A 9528-nucleotide genomic window follows, 5' to 3' on the forward strand; every position below is an offset into this window, starting at 1 on the left:
GCCATTCTTCCAGAGGGGGTACAGGGCTATGTCCTTGATTTTATCAAGCTTTTGACGGGGTTGTCACCCCGTCAACCACCTCCCAGCCATGCAAGAGTCGCATTCCAAGCTGCTGCACCGCTGAGCCCAGCGATCGCAGTCCCGGTACTTGCTGTCCCAAACAGTCCGATCAAGCCAACTGCACCTTGACCTGCCGCTACTGCTGCCCCAGCAGCTTTAAAACCACCTTTGACAAATTGTTCTGCTTCTAAAGCCGCAGCTTTGTACTCATTAATCTGCTGAATAGAAATGCCTTCTAATCCCTCCAAAAACTGCTTGTCGCTTAGAGAACCACGCTGACCAATACGCTCAATAAATTTGACAAATCGCCCAATTGTACGAATTTTGATATTTAGTTGCAGTTGACCGTACTCTTCTGCAAGATTTTGAGTGCATTCCCATTCGTTTTTCAAACGATTGCAAGCACATTCATGCTGTTCTTGAGCGCTTTTGCCCATTTTCTTTGCATCGTTCATGTCGGAAACACCTGCAATACCAGCTCCAATGCCAAGAGCGGAAGCAGCTATAGCAGCAGCACCCAAAATAATCGGGATTATAAAAATCATAAAATTTTCCTCAAAACTAATGATTCAGCAATGCTCAATGAGTCTAGTTATTAGCTACTTCAAGCTAGCTCTCTCGTCATTTTGACTCATTGCACGTAGATCGGGATATTCTACTTATAATAATCTAACTAACCATAGCTTTTATCTTACACTCATCAGTAATTGTGTTAGACTTATATCAGGAATTTTCACCCCACTCCGCTATGCCGCCAGCCGACGAGCAATTTATCGAAGCCGCAAACCACTGGGACTTAGAAAACCTCTACGCAGACCTGGCCTCAGCCAAGGGAAAACGCCTCACCCCAATGGAAAAGCTTCACCTGCGGGGGCTTCTGTGGTGTCATAGTCCCGGAGAAATAGCGGAAAAACGCCAAAAGAACCCCAAGGGAGTTGAAACTGACCTATGCGCTACCTTATATAAGTACGTCAAAAGTCTGGTGGGTAAAGGCGTTGAAAAAATAGAAAACTGGAGAAACATTGCTGAATGGCTTGAGGATGCTGGATATAAAACTAAGCCACCTGCTAAATTCCCTATTCAAGACGGTGTATCTGAAAATAGTAAAGTTAATGTAACTAATATAAGTTTTGAGAACAATCAAATACAAATTGGTGTATACCTACAAATAACTGTACCGCTACCTTCAGAATTGTCAATACAAAATCTAGACATCAACGATAACAACGGTAACTAAAATTTTGCCACAAATCAACAGATTGGTAGCGTGAAGCGACTAAAATCAGGAAGCGCGATCGCCCTTACAGACTAAAGCAACAACCCCAGCGATAACATTAATATTATTTTGCCGAATCTTTATATTATTGGTGAACCCAACGGTTCAACAAGTAAAACTACAGTTTTTAGGAAATTATTACCCAATTTTTGAGAATGTTTTGAATATGTCAATGCAGATGCGATCGCGGCCGGAATGTCCTAATTCACTCCACAGTCAGTTGCATATTCTCGCAGGACGCTTAATGATACAAAAACTGCGAACTTTATCAGACTCTGGCACCGATTTCGCCTTCGAGACAACTTTAGCCGATCGTAACTTTGCTCAATTATTGAGAAACTGTAAAACTAAAGGCTAGACAATCAACCTGATTTAGTTCTGGCTGGAATCTCCAGAAATTCCAATTGAACGAGTGCCACGCAGGGTTGAAAGTGGCAGACATTCTTTTCCCGAAATCGACATAATTTCTCTCATATTGCTTTTCAGATAAATCGACCCGGGTTTTTTCAAATAAGCCCGTGAAGCGCACCTATCGCCTAGGGCATCGCCCAACCTCAAAGCGAAGTCATCAAGTAACCAATAACCACTAACAAATAACATAACTAATGTCAAGAGTGTTTTTTCGGAAATATTAAAGCTTCAATAAAAATTGCTACCAACATTTGCGAATTATAGCACTTTCTTCCAAGTATTTGACAATGCTAAGTTAATTAAAGATTTTATAAAAGTGACGCATAAGTCTTTACATTGGCGATCGCTATTTTGTTATTGTATTAGTAAGTTTCATTCGAGCGACTGAATTTTTGTATACCAGTCCTACCCCTAAACAGAACGGCAGTTTCCAAAATGAGAATTTTAGTCACAGGCGGTGCGGGTTTCCTCGGTTCTCACCTAATCGATCGCTTAATGGCCCAAGGACATGAGGTAGTCTGCCTGGATAATTTTTACACCGGGACTAAACGCAATATCCTTAAATGGCTGGACAACCCCTATTTTGAGTTGATCCGCCACGACATCACGGAACCGATTCGGTTAGAGGTAGATCAGATTTACCATCTGGCCTGTCCTGCTTCCCCAATACACTATCAGTACAACCCTGTCAAGACTATTAAAACAAATGTCATCGGCACGATGAATATGTTGGGATTGGCAAAACGGGTAAAAGCAAGATTCTTCCTCGCTTCCACTTCCGAAGTGTACGGAGATCCTGATGTTCATCCGCAAACAGAAGATTATCGCGGCAACGTTAATTGTATAGGAATTCGCAGTTGTTATGACGAAGGCAAACGAGTAGCTGAAACCTTATCTTTTGATTACCACCGTCAAAATGGGGTAGACATTCGAGTTGTGCGAATCTTCAATACCTACGGTCCCCGGATGTTGGAAAATGACGGCAGAGTAGTGAGCAATTTTATTGCTCAAGCTTTGCGAAACCAACCGCTGACTGTATACGGCGACGGTTCCCAAACACGTAGTTTTTGCTACGTTTCTGATTTGGTGGAAGGATTTATTCGTTTGATGAATAGCGACCAAATCGGGCCGATGAATTTGGGAAATCCCGGCGAATACACTATTTTGGAACTGGCAGAAAAAATTCAAAATATGATTAATCCAGGGGCAGAGATTATCTTTAAACCGCTGCCGGAAGACGATCCAAAACAGCGACAACCGGATATTACTCGTGCTAAAAGTTGGTTGGGGTGGGAGCCAACTGTGCCGCTGGATAAAGGTTTAGAGTTGACTGTAAAGGATTTCCGCGATCGCATCGAGGGAAACCAAAAGTAGAGACTGAGAGAAGGGGAGAGTGGGGCAGGGAAAAAATCTTCCTTATTCCCAATTGCCAATTCCCAATTCTCGATTGCCATCAGATTTTTTTACTAACTTTGAGGACATTTGTATGCATGTTTGCGTCATCGGTACAGGATATGTTGGCTTAGTCACCGGCACTTGCTTGGCCCACATCGGCCACCACGTGATTTGCGTAGACAACAACGAAGAAAAAGTTAAATTAATGAAGTCCGGACAGTCGCCTATTTTTGAACCCGGACTGTCTGAATTAATGTCCTCTGCATCTGCGTCGGGCAATCTAGAATTTACTTCGGACTTAGCAGCAGGAGTGGCTCACGGAGACATTTTGTTTATTGCCGTGGGGACGCCTCCTTTGCCTACTGGGGAAAGCGATACTCGCTACGTGGAAGCGGTTGCTCGCGGCATTGGAGCTCACCTCGACGGCGATTATAAAGTAATTGTCAATAAATCTACGGTTCCCATCGGTTCCGGGGACTGGGTGCGGAGGATTGTCCTCGACGGTTTGGCGGAACGTCAAAAAGCTCAAACCAATGATGTGGCTACGGGTGAGGAAGTAGCGGCAAAAAAAGGTGTGGTATTTGATGTGGTTAGCAACCCGGAGTTTTTGCGGGAGGGCTGTGCTGTTTTCGATACTTTTAATCCCGATCGCATTGTTCTCGGCAGTAACTCTCGGCGGGCTATGGATATGATGCTACAGTTATATCGGCCGATTGTCGATCGCAAGTTTGCAGAAAATCCGTCTTTGCCCGAGGTTCCGGTCGTGATGACTGATATCAGTTCAGCGGAGATGATTAAGTACGCAGCTAATGCTTTTTTGGCTACGAAGATTAGCTTTATTAATGAAGTTGCTAATATTTGCGATCGCGTCGGTGCAGATGTTAGTCAAGTTGCCCGAGGTATCGGCTTAGATTCGCGGATTGGCAACAAGTTTCTGCAAGCGGGCATTGGTTGGGGCGGTTCTTGTTTCCCCAAAGATGTCTCGGCTTTAGTTCACACTGCTGACGATTACGGCTACGAGGCGCATTTGCTGAAAGCGGCGGTGGAAGTTAACGAACGCCAGCGGTTGATTGCTATTGAAAAGTTGCAACAAGTTTTGAAGATTCTCAAAGGTAAAACAGTCGGACTTTTGGGTTTAACTTTCAAGCCGGATACTGACGATTTGCGAGATGCTCCAGCGCTAAATTTAATCGAGAATTTGAATCGGTTGGGAGCGAAAGTTAAAGCTTACGATCCGATTGTTTCTCAAACTGGGATGCGTCACGGTTTGTCGGGAGTTTTGGTAGAAACCGATCCGGAAAGACTGGCCGACGGTTGCGATGCTTTGGTGTTGGTGACTGACTGGGAACAGTTTCGCAATTTAGATTACGATAAAATGGCGAAGTTGATGAATCATCCGGTGATGATTGATGGCCGCAATTTCCTAGACAAGAAGGCTTTAGAAACGGCTGGTTTCCAATATGTGGGGATTGGAAGGTAAAGAAGAGTTTTGAGTAGAATCTCTATTTCGTAGGGTGCGCCGAAGCGCACCTTACATTGATCTTGCTGGTGGCCAACAATCGCGGGTTTACTCGCCCCTACTGCTTTAAAAATTCTCCATCAATGTTTTTTCTTGAGCGTAAACATCTCGTAGCTGTTGCAGCGCTGAGGCAGAAATTACCGATTTAACTGTAGCAACTAATTTACCCCATTCAAGCAAGCTGTCAACTGAAACAGCCGTTTTGAAGTTGTACGTATAGAATTTAGTCCAAAAATCTGGTGCTTGTGTCCGTTTCCAGCGTTTGTACCAGGCGACAAAATCTTGAGCACAGGGCGGTTTTACTTCTAAGATTGGGGGGAAATCAGCGTAGCTGACAAATCGACTGAGGCCTTTAGCATGAACGTACACCACGTTGTGGCAGCAATCGATCCGGTATATCTGTTCGGGTGAGATGTTGAACAGGAGTGCCACTGTTTCTTCGGTGACAAATCTCGATCGCGGATTGACGATCGACGATTTGTGAATAATTTTTGATGCGCCGATCGCTGACGATCTTAGCTGATTTTCTGATATCATTGTAGTTGCATCTGGTGGTAGTAGGTAAATCTATCTCTGCTAAGTGCGATCGACAGAAATTATCTGTCGGGATTAATTTTAACTGGCGATCGTCTTTAGTTTGCAGACCGGGGGCGATCGCTTTTTGATATATTATACTAAATCCAAAATTTTGTAAATAGTAAATATGAGCAAAGGCTTAGTCAGATTGCGGGTTCGAGAGTTGGCTGCCGAGAAGGGATGGACGCTCAAAGAGGTTGCGGAGCGATCGGGCGTGGGCTACAGTACGATTAGCAATTATGCCCGTTCTCAGGGGATGGCAATGGTTGACTTTGCAGCAGTCCACAAGCTGGCTCGAACTTTTGATGTGATGATTGAGGATTTCGTGGTAATCCTCGAAAAATAGTTGAACTTTTTGTCTAAATTCAATGTTTTAGCGATCGAATTTTGATGTGACGATCGAAGTTTTGATGTGATGATTTCAGCATAGGTCGATCGCTCGCAACCAAAGTCGATCGCCTATCATTGAAATAACCCACTTGCAGCCTGAATTTAGGAGAACCGTCAAATGCTAGAAGCTGCGATATTGGGAAGTCTTCTGAAAGTCGCTTTCGATGGGATAGTGGGCACTCAAGCCAATGATGCACTCAAGCACCTCTCTTTGACGGGAATAAAAAAAAAATCACGAAACGGAAAACTTGTCAATCACGATTTAGAAAAAGCGCTGAAAACTTCTTTCCTGAAAGCTCAGCAACAAATCGCATCAGAATGCAAACAGGAAATCGATCCAAAAAATGCGGCTAACCGAGAGAGTTTTTCCTATGCGCTGCAAGACAGGCGGTGGGATTTTGAGTGGTTGAAACGAAAGCTCGAAAAGCTCAAATTAGAGTTAGAACAGGTTGATAAAGAAACATTCTCCTCTGGGATTCCCATTGCAGGTTTAGATGAGATAGAATGGCTGCTGACTGCCGCAGATGAGTTAAAACAGAATCAGGTTGAAGAAGTCAAGCCAAAATTGCTGGAAGTCGCCCTAGAAAATTGCGATGTCGCACCCTACAAGACTAAGTTAGAGCAAGAATTGTTTACCTTGGTATCTGTATACTTTGCTCGGGAAATCAAGGACAATGACAAAGCTTTTCAGATTTTTACGGGGCAGAGTTTAACCCGGATTGATGGCAGAACCCAAGAGATGTATGCTTGGCTTGAGGAGATAGTTGAAAAAAGCCGGATTGTTTACGTGCCGATTGATTGGCAAGCTATTTGCCAGCAGATATTAGAGGATAAAGAACAGCAGCGGCTTAGTAGCAATCAGCTAACTTTTGGCAACCATGAAATAGATGATGTTTATGTGCCGCTGGGATTGGTGGAACGGCAGAAAGTGACTCAGCGACGCGAGGAGGTTGCGGCTGAGGAAGGTTCGGATTTGTACCGGGAAAAGGAAGTTACCCAAAAATTTGAACACAGCGAGTTTCTTGAGCAAGTTATCCAGCAAGGAAGTAGCCCTAAAAGCAATGGGAAGCGGTTAGGAATTATTGGGGAACCGGGCGCGGGGAAAACAATGCTGTTGCGGCAGATTGCGAATTGGGTAGCGGCGGGCATTTCCGAGGCAATTGTAATTTGGGTATCCTTGGCGGATTTGCAGGGGAAGGAATTAGAGCCGTATTTATTTGATAATTGGCTGTTGGCGGCTATTAAAAGAATTGGGAAGGCTGACGCGACTGCAGAAATTAAGGATGATTTTTTAGGACAGTTTAATGCTGAGCGCCTGTGGTTGGTTTTGGATGGGGCGGATGAGATGGCTGTCGGAGATGGCAATCCTTTGGCGGAAATTCTGCAGCAAATTAGAACTGGCGGCTGTATTCAAAAGGCGCGAATTGTGCTAAGTTGTCGGCAGAATGTTTGGGATGCGATCGGCTCTGCGTTGGATACTTTTGATACTTATCGTACTCTGGAGTTTTCCTATCCCGAACAGGTGGAAATGTTTATCGATAAATGGTTTGGAACCCCCCCTAACCCCCCCTTGGTAAGGGGGGGGACAAGAGATGATGGGGAGCAGACAAGAGAAGATGAAACTCTTGCTCCCCCCTTAGCAAGGGGGGCTGGGGGGGTGCTTTCTCAACAGCTACGGGAAGCATTAGCAGCAACAGGAAAAGAGCGAATCCGAGATTTAGTGAAAAATCCCCTGAGATGTTCGTTATTGTGCGGCACTTGGCAGTCGTTGGATGGGGAGTTGCCGGATACTAAGGCTAAGCTTTATCGGCTATTTGTGACTACTTTGTATCAGTGCAAAAAACCGCGCCTGAATTTGATTCAGCAGCAGGAATTGAATGCGGCTTTGGGGAAATTGGCACTTTCAGGGATGTTAAATGAAACGGACCGGTTTCAGTTGCCCGAAAGTGTGGCATATCGGGTGATGGGTGAATTCCATTTTGAGTTAGCTTGTCGTTTGGGTTGGCTGAATTTAGTGGCGAGGGATGCGGAGACGGCGGAGGGGATTTATGCTTTTTACCATCCGACATTTCAGGAATATTTTGCGGCGTTGGCGGTTGAGGATTGGCACTTTTTCTTGAATCATATTCCTAAGAATCCGCAACATCCTGATGCTAGGTATCGCATTTTTGAGAAGCAGTGGCAAGAGGTGATTTTGCTGTGGTTGGGGCGGGAGGAAGTAGGGAAAGAGGAGAAGGAAGCGTTTATTAAGGCGTTGGTTAAGTTTAAGGTTAGGTGGGATAAATTTTATGGATATCGGGCGTATTTTCTAGCGGCTGCGGGGATTGCTGAGTTTAAAGATTGTAGTCTTGCTGATGAGATTGTGTCGCAGATTGTTATTTGGGGATTTGGTTCTTTTAATAAGCAAAAACAGGATTGGCGGACATTTCTCGATCCAATTGTCGATAGAGCAAGGGAAGTTCTGAAAGAGACGGATCGGGAAAAGGCGGGTTCGGCTTTAGTCGAGTTAATCCGCAATTCAGGTGATGAATATACTCGGAGGCGAGCGACAAAAAGCTTAGGGGAAATAGGCAAATATCACCCAGAAACTATCTCCGCTTTAGTCGAGTTAATCGGTACTTCTCAGGATGAACATACCCGGTCTGTAGCGGCAGAGAGCTTAGGGAAAATAGAAAAAAATCACCCAGTTGCGATCGCCACTTTAGTCGAGTTACTCCGCAAGTCAGTTGAGAACAAGACCTGGAAGCGAGTGGCATATAGCTTGGGAAAAATAGGCAAAGATAGCCCAGAAGCGATTGCAGCTTTAGTAGAACTAATCCGCAATTCAGTTGATAACCATTTCTACCCGCATTTCTCTCGGCATAACGTACCTACCTGTATAATATTGGCATATAGCTTAGTGAAAATAGGGAAAAATAATCCAGTTGCGATCGCCGCTTTAGTCGAGTTAATCCGCACTTCAGATAATAAAGTTACTCAAGGGCGAGCAGCAGAAATTTTAGGTAGGATAGACAAAAATAACCCGGTAGCGATCGAAACTTTATTGGATTCAATCCGCAACTACCGTCCTAAAGATAATCGTTATCAAGCGGCAGCAAGATTAGCAAGAATCGGCAAAAATAACCCAGTTGCGATCGCTGCTTTAGTCGATTTAATCCGCACTTCCCGCAATCAAGTTACCCGGTGGCGAGCCGCAGAATGTTTGGGGAAAATAGATAAAGATAACCCAGTTGCAATCAGCGCTTTAGTCGAGTTAAGCCGCAATTCCAATGAAAGAACCCGGTGGTCAGCGGCAGATAGCTTAGGTAAAATAGGCAAAAATAACCCAGTTGTGATCGCCGCTTTAGTCGAGTTAATCCGCAATTCCGGTGCTGAAAGTACCCGGTGTCAAGCGATAAAAAGCTTAGGGGCAATAGGCAAAAATAACCCAGAGGCCATCTCCGCTTTAGTGGAGTTGCTCGGTACTTCTCAAAGTGAATATACCCGGCTTCAAGCGGCAGAAAGCTTAGGAAAAATAGACAACAATAACCCAGTTACACTCTCCGCTTTAGTCGAGTTGCTTGGCACTTCTCAGAATGCCTATCATCTGTGGGAATTGGGAAATAAATTAGAGAAAATCGGCAAAGATAACCCAGTGGCGATCGCCGCTTTCATCGAGTTAATCCGCACTTCAGGTGATGAACAGACCCGGCTTCAAGCGGCAGAATATTTGGGAGAAATAGACAAAAATCACCCAGTTGCGATCGCCACTTTAGTCGATTTAATCGGCAACTCAGCTAACCCAGATACCCGGTGTCGAGCGGCATCTAGCTTAGGAAAAATAGATAGGGCTTGCTGAATAAGTTAAGAAAAATCGCTATCGCAATTAATGGGTGATTCAAGCTCGGCGAAACATAATTTT

At 44.6% G+C, this 9528-nt stretch carries 8 protein-coding genes; 6 read left to right on the forward strand and 2 right to left on the reverse strand.

Annotation, left to right across the window (positions count from 1 at the left end; all coding sequences use genetic code 11):
• Positions 1 to 71: 71 nt before the first annotated feature.
• Complete coding sequence (locus tag QUA45_RS26060) at positions 72 to 605, reverse strand: hypothetical protein (protein WP_333222654.1); 534 nt, start codon at positions 603 to 605, stop codon at positions 72 to 74.
• A gap of 164 nt (positions 606 to 769) precedes the next feature.
• Here QUA45_RS26060 and QUA45_RS26065 point away from each other — a divergent pair, with 164 nt between their 5' ends.
• The 4 genes from QUA45_RS26065 (at position 770) to QUA45_RS26080 (ending at position 4622) form a co-directional block, all read left to right on the forward strand.
• A complete protein-coding gene (locus QUA45_RS26065) occupies positions 770 to 1297 on the forward strand; it encodes a helix-turn-helix domain-containing protein (RefSeq protein WP_333095020.1) in 528 nt (175 codons plus the stop codon).
• A gap of 130 nt (positions 1298 to 1427) precedes the next feature.
• Positions 1428 to 1694 carry a hypothetical protein gene (locus QUA45_RS26070; protein ID WP_333095019.1) on the forward strand — a complete coding sequence of 89 codons (267 nt, stop codon included), beginning with the start codon at positions 1428 to 1430 and terminating at the stop codon, positions 1692 to 1694.
• Positions 1695 to 2182: 488 nt separating this feature from the next.
• Positions 2183 to 3121 (forward strand): UDP-glucuronic acid decarboxylase family protein, encoded by a 939-nt coding sequence (locus QUA45_RS26075; protein WP_333074146.1) that lies wholly within the window; start codon positions 2183 to 2185, stop codon positions 3119 to 3121.
• A gap of 112 nt (positions 3122 to 3233) precedes the next feature.
• Entirely contained in the window at positions 3234 to 4622 is a 1389-nt protein-coding gene (locus tag QUA45_RS26080; protein WP_333095018.1) for a UDP-glucose/GDP-mannose dehydrogenase family protein, read from the forward strand.
• A gap of 105 nt (positions 4623 to 4727) precedes the next feature.
• On the opposite strand, the gene QUA45_RS26085 is transcribed toward QUA45_RS26080, so the two are convergent.
• On the reverse strand, positions 4728 to 5198 hold the full coding sequence (locus QUA45_RS26085; protein ID WP_333038668.1) for a hypothetical protein: 471 nt from the start codon (positions 5196 to 5198) through the stop codon (positions 4728 to 4730).
• 166 nt (positions 5199 to 5364) lie between these two features.
• On the opposite strand from QUA45_RS26085, the gene QUA45_RS26090 reads away from it, so the two are divergent.
• On the forward strand, positions 5365 to 5583 hold the full coding sequence (locus tag QUA45_RS26090; RefSeq protein ID WP_006632503.1) for a helix-turn-helix domain-containing protein: 219 nt from the start codon (positions 5365 to 5367) through the stop codon (positions 5581 to 5583).
• A gap of 162 nt (positions 5584 to 5745) precedes the next feature.
• On the forward strand, positions 5746 to 9465 hold the full coding sequence (locus tag QUA45_RS26095; protein ID WP_333222656.1) for a HEAT repeat domain-containing protein: 3720 nt from the start codon (positions 5746 to 5748) through the stop codon (positions 9463 to 9465).
• Positions 9466 to 9528 lie beyond the last annotated feature (63 nt).

The organism is Microcoleus sp. Pol12A5, assembly GCF_036701435.1.
Classification (GTDB): domain Bacteria; phylum Cyanobacteriota; class Cyanobacteriia; order Cyanobacteriales; family Microcoleaceae; genus Microcoleus.